Source organism: Bifidobacterium asteroides (genome assembly GCF_003202755.1).
In the GTDB taxonomy this organism is placed as follows: domain Bacteria; phylum Actinomycetota; class Actinomycetes; order Actinomycetales; family Bifidobacteriaceae; genus Bombiscardovia; species Bombiscardovia asteroides_F.
The window spans coordinates 341,579-362,640 of sequence record NZ_QGLK01000001.1 but is presented as its reverse complement, the minus strand read 5'-3'; the positions used below and the strand labels follow the sequence as shown (position 1 = coordinate 362,640).

The 21,062-nt window shown below is 58.6% G+C and carries 19 protein-coding genes; 7 read left to right on the top strand and 12 right to left on the bottom strand.

Going from position 1 to position 21,062, the window contains the following annotated elements; translation table 11 throughout:
• The first annotated feature begins 12 nt into the window (after positions 1-12).
• Both DKK74_RS01355 and rimM read left to right on the top strand, forming a co-directional pair.
• The gene (locus DKK74_RS01355; protein WP_015021362.1) at positions 13-246 is read left to right on the top strand and encodes an RNA-binding protein; all 234 of its coding nucleotides are present in this window, start codon (positions 13-15) and stop codon (positions 244-246) included.
• On the top strand, positions 243-848 hold the full coding sequence (gene rimM / locus DKK74_RS01350; protein WP_110412427.1) for a ribosome maturation factor RimM: 606 nt from the start codon (positions 243-245) through the stop codon (positions 846-848). Before DKK74_RS01355 ends, rimM begins: the two co-directional genes overlap by 4 nt.
• A gap of 107 nt (positions 849-955) precedes the next feature.
• Here the strand turns inward: rimM and DKK74_RS01345 are convergent, their stop codons facing one another.
• Genes DKK74_RS01345 through DKK74_RS01335 form a run of 3 tightly spaced genes read right to left on the bottom strand, consistent with a single transcriptional unit; the run spans position 956 to position 3,977 of the window.
• Positions 956-1,660, bottom strand: coding sequence for a LutC/YkgG family protein (locus tag DKK74_RS01345; RefSeq protein ID WP_110412426.1), 705 nt, complete (start codon positions 1,658-1,660; stop codon positions 956-958).
• Positions 1,657-3,162, bottom strand: a complete 1,506-nt coding sequence (locus tag DKK74_RS01340; protein WP_110412425.1) for a LutB/LldF family L-lactate oxidation iron-sulfur protein — start codon at positions 3,160-3,162, stop codon at positions 1,657-1,659. Before DKK74_RS01340 ends, DKK74_RS01345 begins: the two co-directional genes overlap by 4 nt.
• Positions 3,159-3,977, bottom strand: a complete 819-nt coding sequence (locus DKK74_RS01335; RefSeq protein WP_110412424.1) for a (Fe-S)-binding protein — start codon at positions 3,975-3,977, stop codon at positions 3,159-3,161. The genes DKK74_RS01340 and DKK74_RS01335 overlap by 4 nt, the downstream gene beginning before the upstream one ends.
• Positions 3,978-4,335: 358 nt before the next feature.
• Here DKK74_RS01335 and DKK74_RS01330 point away from each other — a divergent pair, with 358 nt between their 5' ends.
• The gene (locus DKK74_RS01330) at positions 4,336-5,352 is read left to right on the top strand and encodes a YdcF family protein (RefSeq protein ID WP_254477975.1); all 1,017 of its coding nucleotides are present in this window, start codon (positions 4,336-4,338) and stop codon (positions 5,350-5,352) included.
• A 29-nt stretch (positions 5,353-5,381) separates the two neighbouring features.
• On the opposite strand, the gene DKK74_RS01325 is transcribed toward DKK74_RS01330, so the two are convergent.
• Positions 5,382-6,785: an MFS transporter gene (locus DKK74_RS01325; protein WP_110412422.1), complete on the bottom strand. Its 1,404-nt coding sequence runs from the start codon at positions 6,783-6,785 to the stop codon at positions 5,382-5,384.
• A 243-nt stretch (positions 6,786-7,028) separates the two neighbouring features.
• Between DKK74_RS01325 and trmD the strand changes: the two genes are divergently transcribed.
• Positions 7,029-7,979 carry a tRNA (guanosine(37)-N1)-methyltransferase TrmD gene (gene trmD / locus DKK74_RS01320; protein ID WP_110412421.1) on the top strand — a complete coding sequence of 317 codons (951 nt, stop codon included), beginning with the start codon at positions 7,029-7,031 and terminating at the stop codon, positions 7,977-7,979.
• On the opposite strand, the gene rsmD is transcribed toward trmD, so the two are convergent.
• From rsmD to DKK74_RS01300, 4 genes are all read right to left on the bottom strand, one after another.
• Positions 7,980-8,603 (bottom strand): 16S rRNA (guanine(966)-N(2))-methyltransferase RsmD, encoded by a 624-nt coding sequence (gene rsmD / locus DKK74_RS01315; RefSeq protein ID WP_110412420.1) that lies wholly within the window; start codon positions 8,601-8,603, stop codon positions 7,980-7,982.
• A gap of 16 nt (positions 8,604-8,619) precedes the next feature.
• The gene (locus DKK74_RS01310; RefSeq protein WP_110412419.1) at positions 8,620-11,097 is read right to left on the bottom strand and encodes an ATP-dependent DNA helicase RecG; all 2,478 of its coding nucleotides are present in this window, start codon (positions 11,095-11,097) and stop codon (positions 8,620-8,622) included.
• 100 nt (positions 11,098-11,197) lie between these two features.
• Complete coding sequence (rpmB, locus tag DKK74_RS01305; protein WP_029677698.1) at positions 11,198-11,392, bottom strand: 50S ribosomal protein L28; 195 nt, start codon at positions 11,390-11,392, stop codon at positions 11,198-11,200.
• A 124-nt stretch (positions 11,393-11,516) separates the two neighbouring features.
• Complete coding sequence (locus DKK74_RS01300) at positions 11,517-12,542, bottom strand: helix-turn-helix transcriptional regulator (protein WP_110412418.1); 1,026 nt, start codon at positions 12,540-12,542, stop codon at positions 11,517-11,519.
• A gap of 396 nt (positions 12,543-12,938) precedes the next feature.
• On the opposite strand from DKK74_RS01300, the gene DKK74_RS01295 reads away from it, so the two are divergent.
• A complete protein-coding gene (locus tag DKK74_RS01295; protein ID WP_110412417.1) occupies positions 12,939-13,751 on the top strand; it encodes an ABC transporter ATP-binding protein in 813 nt (270 codons plus the stop codon).
• Here the strand turns inward: DKK74_RS01295 and DKK74_RS01290 are convergent.
• On the bottom strand, positions 13,711-14,388 hold the full coding sequence (locus tag DKK74_RS01290; RefSeq protein WP_110412416.1) for a sugar O-acetyltransferase: 678 nt from the start codon (positions 14,386-14,388) through the stop codon (positions 13,711-13,713). The two genes, DKK74_RS01295 and DKK74_RS01290, sit on opposite strands and share 41 nt — an antisense overlap.
• 195 nt (positions 14,389-14,583) lie before the next feature.
• On the opposite strand from DKK74_RS01290, the gene DKK74_RS01285 reads away from it, so the two are divergent.
• Both DKK74_RS01285 and DKK74_RS01280 read left to right on the top strand, forming a co-directional pair.
• Positions 14,584-15,036, top strand: coding sequence for a GNAT family N-acetyltransferase (locus DKK74_RS01285; RefSeq protein WP_110412415.1), 453 nt, complete (start codon positions 14,584-14,586; stop codon positions 15,034-15,036).
• Positions 15,033-15,938 carry a mechanosensitive ion channel family protein gene (locus DKK74_RS01280; RefSeq protein ID WP_258334401.1) on the top strand — a complete coding sequence of 302 codons (906 nt, stop codon included), beginning with the start codon at positions 15,033-15,035 and terminating at the stop codon, positions 15,936-15,938. The genes DKK74_RS01285 and DKK74_RS01280 overlap by 4 nt, the downstream gene beginning before the upstream one ends.
• Positions 15,939-15,964: 26 nt before the next feature.
• Here DKK74_RS01280 and DKK74_RS01275 read toward each other — a convergent pair whose 3' ends face one another.
• The 3 genes from DKK74_RS01275 to DKK74_RS01265 form a co-directional block, all read right to left on the bottom strand.
• Positions 15,965-18,493, bottom strand: coding sequence for a DUF4268 domain-containing protein (locus DKK74_RS01275; protein WP_181414859.1), 2,529 nt, complete (start codon positions 18,491-18,493; stop codon positions 15,965-15,967).
• Between the two features lie 69 nt (positions 18,494-18,562).
• The gene (locus tag DKK74_RS01270) at positions 18,563-19,711 is read right to left on the bottom strand and encodes a D-alanine--D-alanine ligase family protein (protein WP_181414858.1); all 1,149 of its coding nucleotides are present in this window, start codon (positions 19,709-19,711) and stop codon (positions 18,563-18,565) included.
• 293 nt (positions 19,712-20,004) lie between these two features.
• A complete protein-coding gene (locus tag DKK74_RS01265; protein WP_181414857.1) occupies positions 20,005-21,006 on the bottom strand; it encodes an NAD(P)H-dependent glycerol-3-phosphate dehydrogenase in 1,002 nt (333 codons plus the stop codon).
• Positions 21,007-21,062: the final 56 nt, after the last annotated feature.

Genomic DNA, 21,062 nt, shown 5'->3' with positions numbered 1-21,062 from the left:
GGACCGGCTATCATGCTTGCACAGGCCGTTGAGCACCTGATCAGGAACATCGTGGACTTTCCCGATGACGTGTCGGTCAAGTCCCACGAGAACTCTCGCGGAGAGTTGCTGCGGGTGCGGGTCAACCCCGAGGACATTGGCCGCGTGATCGGCAGGGGCGGCAGGACCGCCAACGCCATCCGCACCGTGATCCAGGCTCTGGCCGACCACAAGGTGCGCGTCGACATCATGGACGTGCGCCGGTGAGCCCCAGCCGGTCCACCAATCACGACCCGCAGGGTCCAGACCCTCAGCAGCGAAGGTTGCTGAGGGTCTGCCGTATCGGCCGCGCCCAGGGACTCAAGGGCGAGGTCAACGTCTATGCCTACACCGACGAGCCTGAGCGGCGCTTCGCCCCCGGCTCCAGGTTGCAGACCAAGGACGGACGGTTTTTCACTGTAGTATCCTCACGCCGCTTCAAACAGCGTTGGATAGTCCTCTTCAAAGGAGTGGAAGACAGGAACGCCTCCGAAGCGCTGAACGGCATCGAACTGTATGTCCAGGCTGATCCAGTCGAGGAGCTGGTGCAGGAGGATGCCTGGTATCCCGAGGATCTGATCGGACTCGAGGTTCGCATGGCCCCGGACAACTCACTAGGCGAACCATCCGGACGAGTGATCGGCCAAGTCAGCGACGTACTGGACGGTGTAGCCCAGCAGCAGCTGCAGATCCACATGACCACCGTAGAAAACGATGAAGAAACGGAGGGGCTGATACCCTTCGTCGAAGCCTTGGTGCCCCAGGTTGACATTGAAAACGGGTATGTGGCCATCGATCCACCTGGGGGGCTTCTGCCTGGCCTGGGCTGAATCCGTCTTTTAACAAAAACCGCAAGTGGGGAGTCAGCATCTTTCTTCAAGCCACTGACTCCCCACTTGCGGGAAATGCGCCTGCATAAGCAGGAAATTTTATCGAGCTACATGTCTTCAACCACCAGATATGTCATATCCAGGGGACCATGCACGCCCACCACGATCACCATCTCGATATCGCCCGTGTTGGAGGGACCGGTGATGAAGTTGATGTTGGAGGTCTTGAGCTCGCCTGAGACCAGGGCTGGGTCATAGTAGTCCATGGCCTGCCGGGTTCGGGGCAGAATCTTCGACTTGCGAATGATGCTCAGATAGTGAACCGGCAGGAAGTGGAAGGCGCGACCCTGACCAGGAGTGGTAGCCACTGTGATGGTGCCCGACTCGGCCAGGAGGAAGTCCGCAAAGGCGATGGCCGTTCCGGACTCGTCGGCGGTCTTGATGTTCTCCTCGCGGCTGGCCCCCGGCTTCCAGAAAGTGGCGGGCGGGGTCAGGCCGTCCCTCCACTCCTCCAGCCCAAAGTCTGCGAACAGGTCGGAGGTGGGCAGCATAACATGGTCACTGTCGTCCTTGCGTGAATCAATGAATTCATTCAGGGCAGTGGGCAGCCCGGCCTTGGTGCAGGTGCGGAAATCCACATGGACAGCCTCGCTGCTCTTCCGGGCGATCTCCAACAGCTCATCCTGGGTATGACCCGACAGGGTTGTCTCCGGCAAATCGTTGACCGGCACCAGAGGGTGGTCCTTGAGCTGGTGACGGGGCCGTCCGCTCTTCTTGGCCAGGTAATCCAGGAATACCTCACGATCGGTCATGCCTGCTGCTCCTTCTTGTGATGAGCGAACCAACTGCGGAAGTTCTCCCCGTGCTTGGGCGGATCCGGCAGATCACGCACCTTGGTCCATCCGCCGAAGACGAAGGGCATCCATTCCACATGCCGATCACTGGCGAAGAGGTTCTTGGCCGTCTCCGGCTGCTTCTTGGATATGGGCGTCAGCATGGTGTGATCCACCCCCAAGGCAGTGCGGAAGAGCGAGGAGTGGCCGGTTCCCAGTCCTACGACCCTCATGACCGTGTCATCGATCAGATTGGCCTTGGACTGGTCATCCATCATGATCCTCCTGTGTTCAATCATCAGCTGATGCAGGGGGATCTTGACCGGACAGGTGGCTGTGCATGCCGCACACAGGCTGCAGGCGTAGGGCAGATCTCCGAAGTCGTCGTAGCCGCCGTCCAGCACCGGCGAGAGCACCGAGCCCACCGGACCGGGGTAGATGGACCCGTAGCCGTGACCGCCGATGTGCCGGTAAATGGGGCAGACGTTCAGGCAGGAAGCGCAGCGGATGCACTGGAGGATGGGTTCGAAGACCGTTCCCAGTGCGTTTGAGCGCCCGTTGTCCAGAATGACCACATAGAAATCGTCCGGTCCGTCCGACTCCTGACCAGTGCGCGGCGCAGTGTAGGTCAGGTAGGAGGTCAGCTTCTGGCCGACAGCGGACCGGGCCAGCATGTTGTCCATGGTCTCGGCCTCTTTCATGGTCGGCACCAGGCGCTCCATGCCCATGACCACCACCTGGGTCTTGGGGATGCACATGGCCAGGTCGGCGTTGCCCTCGTTGGTCACCAGGTTGATCATGCCCGTATCAGCCACGGCGAAGTTGCAGCCGGTGATGCCCATGTCCGCCTCGAGGAAGTGCTTGCGCAGAACCTTGCGCGAGAACCGGGCCATGTGCTGGGGGTCGTTGTCGCCCTTGTAACCCAGCTTCTTCTCGAAAACCTGGCGAACCTGCTCGCGGTTCTTGTGCAGGGCGGGGAAGACCAGATGCGTGGGCTGATCCCAGTCATCCTCCTCCAGGATGAACTCGGCCAGGTCGGTCTCCAGCACCTCCAGACCGGGCACAGTCATCAGCGTGGGATCCAGGTTGATCTCGCTGGTCACCATGGACTTGCTCTTGACGACGTGCTTGGCCTTCTTTTCGATGGCAATCTGCTTGATGTACTGGGCAGCCTCATCGTCGGTCTGAGCGAAGAAGACATGGCCGCCGCGCTTCTCCACGTTGTCAGCGAACTCCTCCAGGTAGTCAGGCAGGTAGCGGATGACGTGCTGGCGGATCTGCTCGCCAAGGTCGCGCCACTGTTCCCAGTTGCCCAGTTCCTGACGGGCGGCCTCCCGCTTGACCCACTGCGCATCCTGGGCCTTGGCCACGGCCTGCTGGGCGAATTTGTCCTGCTCGGACTCTTTGACCCTGGTCAGGAAGGGAGCCTTGCTGGTCCGCAGATACTGCGCGGCCTTCTTGCCATTGACCATGCTGCTCATACCAGAGCCCCCTCTTCCTTGGCGGCCCTGACGGAACCCACAGCCCCATCGCCAGCAGAGCGGCCTTCCACATACTTGACGCGGCTCATGTCCACGTTGTGATTGAGCACCTCAGCCAGGTGCATGATGGTGATTTTCTCGCCGCGCCGGTTGAAGCGTCCGCCGATGTTCATCAGGCAACCCGGATCGCAGGAGATGAGGACGCTGGCCTTGGTGCTGAGCACGTCGTTTACCTTCTCATCCACCATCTGCTTGGAGATCTCGGGCTCCTTCATGGAGAACATGCCACCGAACCCGCAGCAGTTCTCGATGTGGGGCAGGGGGACCATGGTCAGGCCCTTGACATGGTCCAGCAGGACGAAGGGACTGGTCCGCTCCCCCAGCAGCCGGGTCATGTGGCAGGAGCGATGGTAGGTGGCCACAGCATCGAGTTCGGCACCCGCATCCAGCACACCCAGCACCCGGTAGAGGAACTGCGAGAACTCATAAGTCTTATCGGCCATGGTCTGGGCCTTGGCAGCATAGACGGGGTCGGCCCTCAAATGGAAGGGCAGCTCCTTAAGCATATTCACGCAGGAGCCTGCCGGACCCACGATATAGTCGGCATCCACGCTCAGCAGGGCATCGACCTCATTGCGCATGACCTGCATGCTCTCCTTGACATACCCGCTGTTGAAAGTGGGTTGGGCGCAGCAGATCTGCTCCTTGGGTAGATGGGTGTCGCATCCGAACCGCTCCAGCACCTCCACCATGGCCTTCCCCACGTTCGGAAACATGAGGTCCACCACGCAGGTGGAGAATATCACTACTTTCATTACCGCACCTCTCTACAACCTTGCACGCCAGGTCCGAACCATCTCCGGATCATGGAGCAACCCAACATCACTTGAACCCCTAATCCTTCCAACGCATCGCTGCCTTGCGACCACCACGCCCATGCGGGCACCGATGCGCAATCCTTGAAAGGACCCATCATTATCATGGTCTCGACCTAGAATTCGCGCCTTCGGGAATCGCCCACCCTCAGCTTTTGAACGTGTGAGATTTACCACACTCATGCTACCACGGCAGTCTGGGAGTCCTTGGCATGTCAAGGATGAGAGGTGACTGGTCGATTCGCTACAGTGGAGTCAGACCCTGCGCGGCCATCCTCGTGAAAGGGGCAATCGGCGTATGTCCAACCACCTGCAACTCCTCCTGCTCTATGCACCCGCCATCATCTTCGGCCTGCTCTTCCTCTGGGACCTGCACAAGGAGCCACGGCAGTTCCGCAATGCCATCTGGTTGCTGCTCCTGCTGCTGACCCTGGGCGGAGCGCTTCTTCTGCAGTTCGGCATGCGTTGGCTGATCCTGCCCCTGGTCATCCTGCTCATCGCCGCTCCCCTGCTGGTGATCTGCTTCCTGCTGGCCAACACGGTCATCGTCATCCGACACGAAGGGGTCTCCCTGACCACCCTACTGCCCGGCCTACTTGCACTGGCCGTGGTGGCCTACATGCTTCTTTCACCCCTCTTGGCTGGGTTTGGCGCACCCTCATGGCTGCAGAAGCTGGCCGGGCTGATCGACCTGGAAGCCACCTGGTTCTTCTTCTCCTTCCTGGCTCTGCTGCTCTATTCCAACTTTTACAGGATGCTGCCCCGCAAGCGTCGCTACGACTACATCATCATCCATGGAGCCGGCCTGCGCGGCGAAGAGCCCACGCCTCTGCTCCGGGGACGGCTGGACAAGGCTGTAGACCTCTGGAAGCGACAGGGCCGACGCGGGCGTTTCGTGGTCTCCGGAGGGCAGGGTCCCGACGAGGTCATCAGCGAGGCCAGGGCCATGGCTCAGTATTTACGCAGCTCCTGCGGAGTGCCAGCCGAAGCCATCATCATGGAAGACAGGTCGACCACAACCCTGGAGAACCTGCGCTACTCCAAGCAGATCCTGGATGACCGCTACGAGGTAGGCACCGGGCCTGAGCATTACCGGGTGGCCCTGGTTACCAGCGACTACCACGTCTTCCGGGCCAGCGAATACGCCAGTCAGGTCGGCCTGAATGCCGACGGAATCGGCTCACACACCAAGGGCTACTACTGGCCGACCGCCTTCATCCGGGAGTTCGTGGCCATCACCCGCATGCACTGGTGGCCCTATCTGGTTCTTGCACTAGGCTGGGCCGTCTGGGTCGGTATCTCATTGCTGAATTAAAACCACTGCCTTCCAGAAGGAATCAGAGGTCATACAACCTGAACCCCACCCTTATCCTGACTGGCCAGGCTATGTTCTAGGAACCAGGCCACCAGAAGGATGACCAGGACGATAAGAAAGACGAAAACGAAAGCCCAAACGGCTCCGAACTGGAAGGCCTGAGCGCCGGCATGAATCCCTCTGGCCTTGGGCATGCCAGTGATGATGGCTGCCAGGACGCCGGTCGAGGCGGCACCTGAATACTGCTGAAGAGTGTTGAAGAGCGCATTACCGTCGGGCACCAGTTTGGCTGGGATATGCTGCAGTCCAACCGTGAGCAGGTTGTTGAAGACGCAGGCCTGACCGACCATGTAGCAGGCATAGAGAAGAACCATCAGCGGAACGGACAAGTGCCGGCTGAGGACCAGGAAGCCTAAGGCCGAGAGGAAGAAGGCAGCGCTTCCCACCGCCAGCAGACCACGCAGGCCATGGCCGTCCAGATAGCCGCCTGTGACGGGCTGGCAGAGCGCGGAGAGCAGGCTCCCCGGCAGCAGAAGGAGGCCAGACACGGTAGAGGTCTCACCCAGTACGGACTGGGCCATGTTGGGCAGGATGAACGTCAGGCCGATCTGAACAAACTGGACCAGGAAGTAGAGGATCAAGGCAAGGGTGAAAGTACGGTTCCGGAAGACCGCAATGTTGATCAGCCTGGTGCGCTGATGCACAAGGGTCCAGACTCCTGCGGCAAGGGCCAGAACACCGATGAACAAGGACAGCCAGGTAATAGGGCCATGAACATCCAGGGTGCTCAGCCCCAGAGTCAGCCCGGTCAGAAAGACACCCAGAAGAAGGAACTGGAGCCATGCGAAGGGACCGACATGGGCGCTCTCCTTGTCAACTGAGATGAGTGCGATGATTCCGAAGACCAGTTCGATGGGCAACACAATCAGGAAGATGGACTGCCAGGATAAGGCCTGGATAACGGCTCCACCAAAGGTCGGGCCCAGGGAGGGTGCCAGGGCCACCGCCATGCCGGCGCTGCCCACGTAACGACCCTGGATGTGAAGAGGAACCTTTTTCATGATCAACGAAAACACCAAGGGAAGAGCGATACCAGTGCTGATGCCCTGCAGGAGGCGCCCCGCCATAAGAACGGGAAAGCTTGGAGCAAGGATGCACATCAAGTCGCTGCCCAGGAATATTCCCACGCTGGTCAGAATCAAGGCGCGGGTCGTGAATGAATGTTCCAGCCAAGCGGCAGCCAGAACCGTCAAGGCCACCACCAACAGATAGCCGGTGGTCAGCCATTGGACTGTGCCCAGCCCTGTTTTGAAGTACCGGGTCATCTCCGGAAAAGTGACATTGAGCGAGGTCTCCAAAAGGACCCCGCAAAAAGCAAGCCCGGCAGTGCCGGTAATCAGCAGTTTTGTTCTCTTATCAACATGGTCGACCATGGACCGTCCGCTCCTCACGCATCAGACTGTTCGCATAGCCATCACCACGGATCCGTACGGCATGGCATCATCCGATGCCGCTCTCATTGCTGTTTACGCAACGGTTATAGCTCTCTGGCTGCGTTGATGACATCTTCCAAGCCGGATTCATACGCGACTTGTAGACCCAGACAGTGTAACACCCCCAGGTGTACCAATCCGCGCCCGCTACGGACCTAAACAGGCTTGGGTAGAGTTGGTGACATGCAAATCGATATCGTCTCCGTCTTCCCCGAGTATTTTGACGTAACTGGACTTAGCCTGCTAGGCAAGGCCCAAGAGAAAGACCTGATAACCATCCACGCCTACAATCTGCGTGACTGGACCCATGACGTGCATCACTCCGTGGATGATACCCCGGTAGGCGGCGGAGCTGGCATGGTTATGAAACCAGAAGTCTGGGGACAATGCCTGGACGATCTGTTGGGGTTGCCGGACGAATCAGCTCTACAACAGCCGCCCATGGACCAGACAGCTGACACCGCCGATGCTGAAGGACAAAAAGAAGCAGCGAAGAGTCCGAGCGACAGAAGCTGTGGCACAGCATGTAAGGCAGATCCATCTATAGACAGCCATGAGGCTGATATTACCGGACCAATCCTGATCTTCCCCAACCCATCCGCTCCCTTGTTCACCCAGGCCGATGCGACCGAGCTGTCGCGGGCGAAGAGGCTGATATTCGGCTGCGGCCGCTACGAAGGCTATGACGCACGCATCCCCGACTACTACCGGAATCAGGGTATCGACGTCCGGGAGTACTCCATTGGCGACTACGTGCTCAATGGGGGCGAGGTGGCCGTTTCGGTCATGCTGGAGGCCATCACCCGGCTCCTGCCCGGTTTCATGGGCAATCCTGAATCCATCGTGCAAGAGTCCTACACCGGGGACGAGCCGCTGCTGGAATATCGCCAGTACACACGCCCCACCACCTGGAGGGGTATGGCCGTGCCCAAGATACTGACCAGCGGCGACCACGGAAAGGTGGACAGATTCCGGCGCGACGAAGCCATCAGGAGAACCAGTCGAATCCGTCCCGACCTGATTGCCCGATTGGATTGCTCCACTCTCGATAAGCACGACCGCCATCTCTTGGAAGACCTGGGCTGGGACACAGGGAAAACCCATCCGAGACCTCTGGACCAGCCTTCAAATTGATCAGCCGCCAAATTTGCGGGGATAATCAGCGGGCCTCAGATAGTAGACTGCTGTTTCCCCGTAAGTGCGAGCCTGATCAATGGCCCATCCTTCAGGAGCCGTAGGCGGCGGGGTGCGTGTCGATCGTTCCAGAACGACCATGCCTCTATCGTCCACCATTCCGCGGCCAGTCAGACCGGTCATAATGCTTTGGCAGTCAGCAGTCGACAGATCATAAGGCGGGTCCATGAAGACCAGGTCGAAGCAAGCCTCGGACAGACCGGCATCCTCATGACCTGAGGAGAGGGGACGGACAAAGCGCTCGGCACGATTTCTGCTGACGCGAATGTCCATGGCTGAATCCCAAGCCGGGTGATGGCGCAGCCCTGCAGCTGAACGTGACAGCAGCCCAGCGACACGGCCAGAAGACTCCACAGCCACCAGGCTCTGGGCACCACGGGATAGGGCTTCGAATCCCAAGGCCCCCGTACCGGCGAACAGGTCCAGGACCCGAGCACCGGACAACAGGCCTTCGGACTCCAGATGGGAGAAGATGGCTTCCTTGGTCCGATCGGTGGTGGGCCGGGTGCCCTTGAGGGCTGCAGGAATGAGGAATCCCTTGAAGCGGCCGGCGATAATGTGCATATGGTCCGTTATCCTTTCAGCTGGAGACCAGGAATCCTTCGTTGCCCCTCATGAAGTCAAGGACAGCACCAGCCAGCTCGGGCTGCCCGGCCAGAGTGGGGTCAGACTCCAGGAGTTGGCCTGCCTGGGTGCGAGCACGGGCGATCATGGGCGCATCGGTGACCACCCGCAAAAGCTTCAGGGAGGAATGCCCGCCGGACTGGGCATCACCCAGCACGTCGCCAGCTCCCCTGATGCGAATGTCCTCCTCGGCGATTTTGGCCCCGTCAGTGGTGTCGCGAATGACATTAAGCCGCTCGGCAGCCGGGGAATCCGCAGGAGCACGCGAGATCAGGAAAGCCCAGGAGTCTGTGCCGCCGCGTCCCACTCTGCCGCGCAGCTGATGAAGCTGGGAGAGCCCGAACCGATCGGCATCGAAGATGACGATGCAGGAGGCTTGGGGCACGTCTACACCCACTTCCACAACTGTGGTAGCCACAAGCAGGGGTGTCCGGCCCGAGGCAAAGTCCATCATGACGGCATTCTTGGTGGCATCGTCGTCCCGACCGGTCAACGTGGCCACGGCAATGCCCTGGAACTGCGGCAGAGCGGCCAGGCGCTGGCTCATTTCGACCACCGAGTGCAGAGGCGGACGCTGGCCATCACCTTGGCCCTCCTCAACAAGAAGCTCAGGCTGAGCATCGGAACCGCCAGATTGGCTCGGCCGGTCAGAGACAGACGAGGGGTCGTCCTCCTCATCGATGCGGGCGCAGATGACATAGGCCCGCTCCCCAGCCTCGATCCGTCGGCGCAGATGCAGGAACATGGCGCCCATGGTCGCCCCATCCGATTCAGCGATGACGTGCGTGCGGACCGGTTTCCGGTTGCTGGGCAGCTCGGTCAGGGCGGAGATGTCCAAATCGCCGAACCAGGTCATGGCAGCTGTACGCGGGATGGGCGTAGCGGTCATGATCAGCAGATGGGGAACGCGCTCGGATTTGCGACGCAACTCCTCGCGCTGCTCAACCCCGAAACGATGCTGCTCGTCGATGACAGTCAGGGCCAGATTGGGAGCCTGGAAGGTCTTGGAGAAGGCCGCATGGGTGGCGATGACAATACAGGGACGACCCGAGGCCGAGACTGCTAGGGCAGAGCGGCGCTGGGCCAGTCTCATGCCTCCTGTCAGCAGCACCAGAGGCAGGACCAACTGATCTGTCATACGAATCATGGTGACGTTGTCCACAGGCTTATGGTGGCCTTCTACGGCAGTCGCGGTCACATCGGTGCCCATAGCCTTGAGCATGCCGCCGATAGAGGCATAGTGCTGCTCGGCCAACACCTGTGTAGGAGCCACCAAAACAGCCTGGTGACCAGCCTGGACCGCCTGGAGCATGGCCGCTAGGGCCACTACGGTCTTACCAGAGCCGACCTCGCCCTGCAGAAGCCGCTGCATGGGCTGATCCTTAGCCATATCGACGCCTATATCGTTGATGACCTGACGCTGGCCATCAGTCAGCTGGAATGGCAGGGAGTCGATGAAACGGGCAGGCAGGGTGTCCGGATGGTCAGCGCCCGAATTAGCGCATGGATAAGTGGGCTGTTGCTGGGTCTGGCGACGGGTCTGCAGAAGGGCTGTCTGCGAGACGAAGGCCTCCTCATAGCGCAGAGTCTTGCGCGCCGCAGCGAAGTCGTCGGGGCTGTCGGGCGCATGCATGCCCAAGAGGGCACGGGCACGGTGCAACAGCCCTTGGTCGGCACGGACCTGCTCAGGCAACACATCAGGTATGGCACGGCCCAGCGCTTCTGGATCGATGCGGACATCGGCACTGGGCTGCCCCTCTTCAGAAACACTGGCTGCAGGGATGGATCCAGGTGAATTACCAGCCTGCGCCAGCAAACGCAAAAACCCCAGAATGACATCGTGAATATGGTCCGAGGAGATGCGGGAGCTGGCATGATACACCGGCCGTGGTCGACGGACGCGATCCAAGGCCTCGTCAAGGCTGGCCGCATCGGGCCGGGATGCGTCCGCAGAAACCTCCTGATCGGCATCGGCGACAACCAGGGTCTCAGGATGGGTGAACTGGAGCTGGTCCATGTAGACACCGGGCTCACCGGCCACGACTAGATCCGCCCCTACCTGCAGCCGACGGACCATCCAGTCCATATAGGGCTTCTTATGAGAGAAGAAGACCAGCCTGACCGCCAGCGGGGTGCCGCCCTGACTACTGACGAAGGCCGCATCGTCCACCATCACGTCCAGCCGGAAGCCCCGGTGACCGCTCAGAGGCACCAGGCGCACCTGATCAACCCGGGCGGCGAAGGCACAGGGCTCACCCAGCCGGATGCCGGCAATAGCGGTGATCTGCATGGGATCGGTGATGCGGAAAGGATAATAGGTCAGCGCATCCCCAACCGTGACCACGCCGAGAGCCTTGAGAGCGCTCACCCGACGCCTGTTGGCCACCAGCGAGGCCACCGTGCTGTGCAGCCCAACATGAGCCACTGTCGACATACCCGATCACCTCCCGCAAGCGCCGATCATCATCCCTCAGGATGACAAGAACCCCCGGAGCTTTGCCCCCGGGGGTCCCAATACGACCGATGAACCGCCTTCAGGCGGCGACGCGCTGCACCTTGCCGGCCTTGAGGCACTTGACGCAGACGCGCAGACGCACGTTCTGACCATCAACGGTGGTGTGCACCGACTGCAGGTTGGGGCGGAAGATGCGCTTGTTCCGGATATGCGAATGAGAAACACTGTAACCGGTCTGCGGGCCCTTGCCGCACACCGCGCAACGAGCTGCCATGATGACTTCCTTTACGTTGTTTTCCAAGTCGTCCCAGGTGTTCTTGCCCGCAGCACAGGGTTACGGATGAACACACAACTTTGTTAGACTACTACATTCTGTTAGGTAAGGCAAATTAACGGTCTCAGGCACGAGGAGGCTTGCGGAAGATGCCAATCAGAGACTGAAGCACTCCGCAAAATACCCCGCCGATGATCCAGATGGCCCAGAATGGGATGCGCCAACCAAAAAGGTTGTCGTAATTGCCGGAGAAGAGCATGGTCAGGGCCACCAGCGTGCAAAGGCCCATGATGACTCCGCTGATGGCATTGCTTATCCGGTGCTCGTAACGATAGGTGTCCCAGCGACCGTCATCGACGGAATCAATCTGCCTGTTGTAGGCCCGGAGGTTCATCATTCTGTGGCTCGTTCCCGCATGGACTAGTAGGAAGATCCCCAGAGCCAGAAGAAGAAAGAAGACAAACCCTCTGACCTGATGGGGCCAGCCCCAGACCAGGAACCCAGCAGAGTTGATCCCCACATCCAAGAGCACGACAGCCAAACCACAGACCAGCTCCCAGGTAGTCTGCCGGTATACTCGCGAGCGCTCCTCATCGGTATAGAAATCCGCCACATAGGGATGTCTGCGGCGGAAATCCCTCCTGGCGGAAACCGCCGGTATCAGAAAGGCCAGTCCCAGGACGATGCCGATCATCAGAGCAAGAAAGGCCAGACCATTCTGTGCGTCGGTCGGCTGGCTGACTCCGGCAAAGAGACCACCGAAAGCCAGTCCCAGCATGATAAGGGCGATGCCGAAAGCCATCCGAAGACTGTAAGCATTGCTGAAGGATGCGTAGCCGGTCACGTCTTCCATAGCAGACTGAACAGGCACAGTCGCATGGGTTGTCGAAGTCGCCTGGGCGGCATCCTGATGGTCAGGCTTGGACGCACGCTGCCCTGAACCCGGATGCCGAACATCGCCCAGGACCAGGTCATCAAGGGTGCAGCCGAAGAGGTCACAGATGGCCAGAAGCTTGTCCATCTCAGGATATGCCTTGTCCGACTCCCACTTGGATACCGCCTGACGAGACACCCCCACCAGCATGGCCAGCTGCTCCTGAGTCATATTGCGTTGCGAACGCAGATACTGCACGTTGGTTCTGAAACTCATAATGTTCTTTCTCCCGATCGACAGAATGCCGATTCAACCAGCAACGAGACCATGATGAAACGTGCAGGGCTCCGACCGCCACCAGCTTTGGGTTGCACCCGGCGAAGACACCGATATTTGCTGTCAACCGACGGTTGCATCCTTGCAATTCCAAGGAAATAAGCAATTACTAGATCCCTGGCATCCTGATGACGATTCGCCCATCAATCCCCCCTTCTGGCAAGAGGTGCGACCCCTCTACGTTCACGATACATACCCTTCAGGAGCAAATGCGAATCCTGCGGATTCCACCCTGAACTGTCCCCGATTCGACCCTGAAAACACCCTGACAGGAGCTCTCGCCATGGTCTCATAGAAGAAGAGACCTGGCAGGCGACGACCGAAAGGAAGGCAACGATGCAGCATCGAATGGCTAAGGATCCATACGCACAGATTCCGCTCACTCTGGACAAGGTCTGCTACGACTACGGAACCCGGCAGAAGCAAGGCACAAGAGTGTTGGACGAAATCAGCCTGGAATGTCCGGCGGGGACTTGGACAGCCATCATGGGTCCTTCAGGCGCCGGTAAGTCGACCCTCCTCTATTGCGCCGCAGGACTGCTCCAAGTTAGGCAGGGCAAGGTAGCCATCGCCGGGGAGGATCTGACACGAATGAAAGAGAGGGAGTTGACCAGGCTTCGGCGCGACCATATCGGCTTCGTCTTCCAGGACTATAACCTGGTCAACGCCTTCACCTGCCTACAGAACACCATGCTGTCCAGCCTCTTCGGCGGCAGAAGAATCTCCGCCCAAGCGGCCCTGTCTGCCCTGTCGAACGTCGGGTTGGAAGGGTACGCCAACACCTATCCGGCCGACATGAGCGGTGGCCAGCAGCAGCGCGTGGCCATCGCCAGGTCTCTCGCCGCCAGCCCGGAGATCATCATGGCTGACGAGCCCACCGGCGCCCTGGACACCCATAGCTCGCGGGAGGTCATGGACCTCTTCGACCTGGCCGTCCGCAGCGGCCAGACCATCCTCATGGTGACCCACGACCCCAACGTCGCCGCCCGGGCCCACCGCGTCATCTTTCTCCAGGACGGGCGCATTCAGGCGGCATGCCCGGGCGGAAACCCGCAGACCATAGCCCAGCAGCTGGCCAGCATGGATGCTGTTCCAGACCAGGAAGCCTTCAGCCCTCCCCTGGCAGTTCCATCCGATCAGCCTCGGTGATGGTCCGAATTACTCGGCAGGGCACGCCTACGGCCAGGGAGTCAGGCGCGATGTCATGGGTGACCACGGATCCAGCCCCGATGACCGCCCCATCGCAGATGGTCACTCCCCCGGCCACAGTCACGTTTGATGCCAGCCAGCAGTTGGATCCGATGGTGATCGGGGCGCCCAACTCGTAGTCGTAGAGGGTGCCATCCTCATGGCGTCTCAGATTCCGCTCCTGCCACCGCAGGGGATGCAGGGGGGTTGCCAGGGTGACGTTGGGGCCGATCATCACATCGTCGCCAATCTGCACAGGGCAAGTATCCAGAACAGTGAAGTTGAAATTGGCGAAGATGCGCGAGCCGAGCTTGGTGAAGCACCCATAGTCGAAGTAGATAGGCCCCATAAAGTCCACGTCCTGACCATGTTCGGGCACTAGATCGTCCAGAAGCCGACTGCGCAGTTCCCGCTCCTGCTCGGAAGACGCGTTGAAAAGACGGCAAAGTTCGTGGGCTTTGACCCGCAGCTGGCTCAGGTCGGGATCCGATGCGTCATAAAGCTCGCCAGCAAGCATCCGCTCCTTCTGCGAGCGCCAATTCCCTTTACCAGCTCCGCCAGTCGCACTTGTCAGTTTTGAGTCCTTGTCCATGGCCATCCCATCGTTCCTGTGTCACTTCACTGTCACTTCTGCAAGCTCACACTGCTTACAGAGTCCCTGTCCATGTAATCGTCTGGGTCAGACAGCCTGCAGCCATACGTACCATTCGTCAACCTGTTGCGGACATCCGTTCACGCCAAGGGTCTGGCTTGGTAGATTGGAGGCAGCATAGGACTGTGGCGAGGAGGAAGCATGCGGTATGAGGTGAACAAGGCCATTCCCGAGGATGCCAAGGCCATCCGTACGACCGTATTCGTGGAGGAGCAGGGCTTTCACAACGAGTTCGACCCAACCGACGATGTCAGTCTTCACATCGTGGCCTACGATGGGGATGATCCCGTCGGTGTATGCCGAATCTTTCCCGACCGTGGCAAGGCATGGACCCTTGGCCGCTTGGCCGTTCTTAAGCCCTACCGCGGTCAGCACCTGGGCGCCAATTTGGTAGGCAAGGCTGAGGAAACCGCTCGGAGCCGCGGGGCCGACCGGCTCACGCTTCACGCCCAGGAACGGGTGGCGGGCTTCTATAAGTCTTTAGGCTATAGGGACATGGGCATTCATGACCAGGACGAGGGATGCCCGCACATCTGGATGGACAAGCCCCTGACAGTCAGCACCGGAAACGAGCCAGAGGACCAGGCCTCATGAATCTGACCGCCAATTTTGCCAGTGAAATTCCAGCCCTAACCAGCACAATCATCGCTACGAACAAGGATCCCATGGGAAGGTCCGAACAGGCCATCTCCAGCTTCAGCGATGCCGTCATCTACTGGTTCCGCCAGAATTTCGGAAAGATCGTCCTTCTGATCGTCGTGGCTGTCTGCGCTGCCTTGATCTCCAAGATCGTAGCGGCGGCCATGCGACGTGCCCTGGAACGGACCAACCTGCCCAGTGCTTCCATCTTCGTCAACATCGTCCGCGCCCTGATCTGGATCTTCGCTGCTGCCACAGTCCTGCAACCCGTCTTCGGGATCAACCCATCCACAGTGGTCGCCGCCCTGGGCGTCAGCGGCCTGGCGCTCTCCTTCGGATTGAAGGATACAATTGCCAACATCGTCGGCGGCTTCGGACTGATGGTCAGCAAGGTGGTCCAGCCCGGCGACATCATCACCATCCAGGGCACCACCGGAACCGTCCGCGATGTGACCTGGCGTCATACCATCGTCATCGACAGGACCGGCAACCAGCTGCTGATCCCCAACTCCATCCTCAACACCACGGCGCTTGAGAAAATCACCGAGGCCGGCGAAGCCGCCACTACGGTTCCCTTCACCCTGCGAGGAGATGCCGATATAGCCAAGTCCTCCCACTCCATTGCACAGGTGGTGGCTCAGACAACCAAGGGCATGGCCATGCCATCCAACCCGCCCATTGTCCAGCTCCAGGGCTTCACCCCTTATGGCATCAAGGGCCAAGTGGTCATGTTCGCCAAGCAGGGCGTCATCGCCGCCGATATGCAGGATGCCGCCACCCGCGCTCTTGCCGGCCAGGACTATCTGGTCCAGGAGGCCGAGCTCCAATCAGAGAACGATGTAGACCAAGCCAACTGATTGCTTTAGGTTTGGGCCCCAAATCACTAGCGGACGTATTTGCTGACGCTTTTCATCTTGAGCAAAGCGTCGGCCAGCCAGCGATAGATATCATCCCATTGGTCTTGTTTGTAATCAGTACGCCTAGTCAGAGTCAGGTGGCGTGACTTCTTGTCTACATCCTTATCATCCCAGCCCAAATCACCCTCCTGGCCTGACAGGTCGCTCTCGACCTGAGACTTTTGCTCAAGGAAGTCCGCATATCGCGCAGGATCATGAAAGAGGAATTCAACGGTGGCATACCCGTCCCTGATGCCGATGAGGCCTGCCAGATTGCAGCCAGAAACGGGCGAGCCAAAACTCAGCCGGTACTTCGTATGGTCGGTTCTGGCAAAGGCCGAGCCGAAAGCGGACATGAAGTCATTCCTAGCTTTGCAGAAGTCGACGAACCCATCCCAGAACATGGCCCTCACCTTCGAGCGGTCCAGAGACTCCATATCACCTTGCGAAACCCGGTAACGAGAACGAAACTCGTCAAGGCTGATGCCTCCATGCCCCCAGAACGTCCAGCCATTGATTGAGCTGCTGCTCGCCCCAGCCAATTTGAGAACATGCGAAGCTGCCGACGAGGGACTCTCAAATTCACGCCCGTCCGAAACCCTAATCATCATCTCTTCAGTAATCAGAGCACTAGCTTCATACTTACGGGAAAGGCTTTCGAGTTGATCGCCGGGCTTCAGCAGGCCACTGGCACCCAACATGTGCAAAGAAACCGTCTTTGCCGGAATCTTCGCCTGCTTATCAGCCTGGTACTTGTCGATAATCGCACGATCGATCTTCGGCATAGACCAGACTTGCAAAGCCTCATCGGCTAGCCGACGCGTCCTAGCCTCGATGGACTCAGCGTTCCATGTCTCCGCACCACGCAACTCACGTGAAATAGACAGGTATTCATCCTGATACCCACCGACAATTCGATCCCTCTTCTGCTTAAACAGCCCATCTGAGAGTTCCGAGTTATAAGCGGTCAGAGTTAAATTACCCAGCTTGTTGACATGCTCCGCAAAAACCCGTTCGCAATCAGCACCCAACATTTGCCGCCACTGCTCATGAGCGAGCGCATTCTGGGGCAGAATATGCTCAATGGTGTAATTCCTGGAGGAGAAGTCGATCGGGTTCTTAGGATGGTACGCGTTCTCCAGTGTTGTCAACATGTAATAACAACGCGAAAAGGGATAGAAGTCGCGCGAAAGAAGGGTCTGACGAAATTCATTATCATCAGGCATCCGATGACTTGTACCGGCACCGCCCAGCAAGGCTGCTTCAAAAGCCTGCCGATAGTCGGGTGACCCGTCTTCCTTTATCTGTCTGAGACGTGCTATGACCGAAAGCGAAAACCGGTTCAGCCCGTTGTTGGACATCTGGCAGGCAATGCGGCGGAAGAGATAACTCTCCAACAACTTCAACATGGATACAAAATCACTGCGGCTGAAGAGGTCATCCCCCTCCTGGTAATCATCCAAAAGGGTCATGAGCAAGGGGTTGATGACAGACATATTCAGAGCACGGATACGATCAAACAATCGATCTATTTCAGGATCATCCACCGAGCTCGAAGTAATGCGCGAATAGTACCCGGCAAACTTGCTCATCTGATCAAGAAGCCCGACTATTTGACCATGGTTATCGTAGCCATTGTTGGTCACGTAGTCTTTAAAGAACCGATATACGTCTCGTGTAGGCACTGGTCTGGGGGCGTTGATGATGGCAAGCCAATCATAGAGAAAATCATCAAAAACGTCATCGTAGACGTCCACGCCTAGCGCTATTTCAATTCTTCTCCAATGATCTTCATACAACATCCCTTGAGTCTCCAAAGGCTGCCGCATGAGCACATAATTACGAACCAGATCTGCAGTCGACAGGTCCTTACCAGTTGAATTCATGGACTCGAAGATGGCCTGTGGATCATCCTGACCCTGCGTCAAGGAGATCGACACTACCTCCAAGGATCTGAGCCCAGACCACACACTGTTTGGATCCTTCATACCCTTCAATTGATGACTAAACCAATGGAAGTTATCGATAAGTCTACGGGACTTACCCGTAATCGGAACTTTAGAATTTTCCAAATGGTGAATGATGGACTCGTATGTGTCACAATCACCCTGCGATAGGCATAAACGATAATGCCCCTCGCCTTCACGAGAAAAATCAATCAGATATTCTCTTGTGAGTTCTTCGCAGGAAAACTGCAACTCATTGGCCTGGCTTTGGTGGCTGTCTGCATAGTCAGCAAGTGCCGCTAAGAGAAGATTGACAGTTGTAATTCTCTGCTGACCATCGATAATGAGGGCTGGCGTCACCCCATCGGCGCCCATGGTGCCCTCTTGAATCCAGACCAGCGAACCCATGAAATGGGCGCTCTCGTGTAAACGCTCAATAGCGAGCACATCGTTCCAAAGCTGCTCGCATTGTTCCTTATCCCACGAATAGGGGCGCTGATATACAGGGACAATAAAACGCTTGCTCTTATCGGCAATGAGACTCAGCAGCTTAACGGGACCAGCATCCATGAGGAACCTTGCCTTACCAGCGAGTACTTCGGCGGACGCTCCCATTATAGGAAGCACCCACTGCCACAGTCAGGCCGATACACCCTCGATCAGTTCAGTAATCAAATCGGTGTAGGTGATTCCAGTGGCCTCCCAGGCCTTGGCATACATGGAGATGGGCGTGAAACCAGGCATGGTGTTGATCTCGTTGACGATGACCCTGCCCTCGGGCGTCACAAAGCAGTCGACACGACTCAGACCGGCGCCGTCCACGGTTTTGAAAGCCTTGGCAGCCAGGTCGCGAACCTTCTGAAGAGTCTCCTCTGGCAGGTCGGCAGGGACCTCCACGTGGGAAGCGGAGGAGTCCACATACTTGCTGTCGAAATCGTAGAAGGCCTCGTCCTGATCAGCCTTGTCCAGCACCACCTCGCCTGGCCAAGCTGTACGGGGCTGTCTGTCCTTGCTGGAGGCGAGCACGGCGCACTCGATCTCCCGCCCCTCAATGCCCTCCTCTATCAGGACCCGCCAGTCATGCTTCGCAGCCTCGGCGATCGCGGCAACCAGGACCTCAGCTTGAGGCTCTTCTACCTTGACCACACCAAAGCTGGATCCTGCGCGGGAGGGCTTGACGAAGAGCGGGTAATGCAGCTCCGCCTTCTCCACTGCGGCCATCAGGTCGGCTCCGGACCGCTGTTCACGGGAGTCAATGGTGATGCCAGGAGCCACAGGTATGCCGGCTTGGCTGAGCAGAATCTTGGTGTAGTGCTTGTCCATGCATGCAGCAGAAGCGAAGACCCCGCATCCGACGTAGGGCAGGCCCATCATTTCAAGCAAACCCTGCAGGGTGCCGTCCTCACCGTAAGGGCCGTGGAGAACCGGAAAAACCGCGTCAACATGACCCAAAGACTCCAAAGAACCAACGGTCCCGGAAGGCTCGGCTCCAGAGACCAGATCAGCATGATCGCCGATCAGAAAACCCTCCCTACCGCGGGCCATGTCGAGAATGACCGGACGGCTGCCTTCGGTTATCTGCACGGTTGGCAGACTGGCATCGCCTAGACCCCACTGCTTGGGATCCTGATCGCCGATGGTCCATCGACCGTCCTTGGTGATGCCAATGGGGATGGGCTCATATCGGTCGGTATCGATGGCGTTGAGCACACCGGCCGCCGACACGCAGGATATGGAATGTTCGTCGGCACGCCCGCCATAAAGCACTACAACACGTTTCCTGACCATCATCCCTCGGCTTTCCTCATCCTGGACATGATTTTCAACCTCACGCACCTGCCCGAGCAGATACATCATTCAAGACAGCAGAATATCCCCTCGGCAGGCAGCAAGACCTGGTCGGAGCCGCTCATCCACAAGCTTGGCACGAACAGCCATGGTGGAGCTTATGCAGGCACTAGACAAGCTAGACTTGCTGACCGATTCCGAAAACCGCACATCTTCAATCAAAAGGTTAATAGCGCTGGCTTCAAAGCCTTTGTACCCCTATAACCTTCAGGATTTTCTGATAGTAGGCAGACTTACTCTGCAGTGATTTGCCCACCGAACAGCTCGTCGATCATGCCCCGGCAGCTCAGACCCTGATCCAGCACATGGCTCATGGCCGTAGCCAGCGGAGTCGCCACCTGGTAGCGCTTGCCCAGAGCGACGACAGCATCGGTGGTGGGTACGCCTTCGGCGACACCCTTGCTGACGCGAGTGGCTTCTTCGATGCTTTTGCCCTGGCCCAAATTAAAACCAAAAGTGTAGTTCCTGCTCAGGGACGACCCGCAGGTGGCCACCAGGTCGCCGACCCCAGCAAGACCGGCGAAGGTCTTGGACTTGGCCCCGCAGGCCTCCCCCAGGGCAGTGAGCTCAGCCAGCCCCCTGGCCTGGATCATGGCGGCCGTGTTCTCCCCGAATCCAGCCCCGCGTGACATCCCTACAGCCAGTGCAGTGACGTTCTTCAGCGACCCACACATCTCCAGGCCGATCACATCGTCCGAGACGAAGGCCTTGAAATAGTCGGTCGTACAAGCACGGGCTACTCTCATGGCGGTATCGGCATCAGCGCTGGCGACCACGGTGGCACTTGGCTCGCGGGCGGCCACTTCCTTGCTCAGGTTGGGACCGGAGACGGCCGCAAACCTGACCGGGTCCAGATCCAGCGTCCCGCAGACCACCTGGTCCATCCGCCTGTCGGTGCCCCGTTCAATCCCCTTCATCAGGGAAACTGCAATAGCATCATGATCCAATAGACTCTTGAATTCCGTCAAGGCCTCACAGGCGTGCTGAGCGGCTATGGCCACGACCACGATTTCAGCCCCCGAGACGGCCTTGGCCCGGTCACCCTCAGCGATGATGGCGTCGGGCAGCCTCTCCACTGTTGGCAGGCGGCGAGTATTCGAATGTTGGCTGTTGATTTCCTCTACGACATCCGGATCGATGTCCCACATGACCACCTGGTTGCCAGCATCAGCCAGTACCTGGGCAAAAGCGGTTCCCCATGCGCCTGCGCCTAATACCGCGATCTTCGTCATCATTCTCCTTTGCATAATGCCGTGCGCACGGGAACGCCGACCAGCAGCCTCATTCTTGT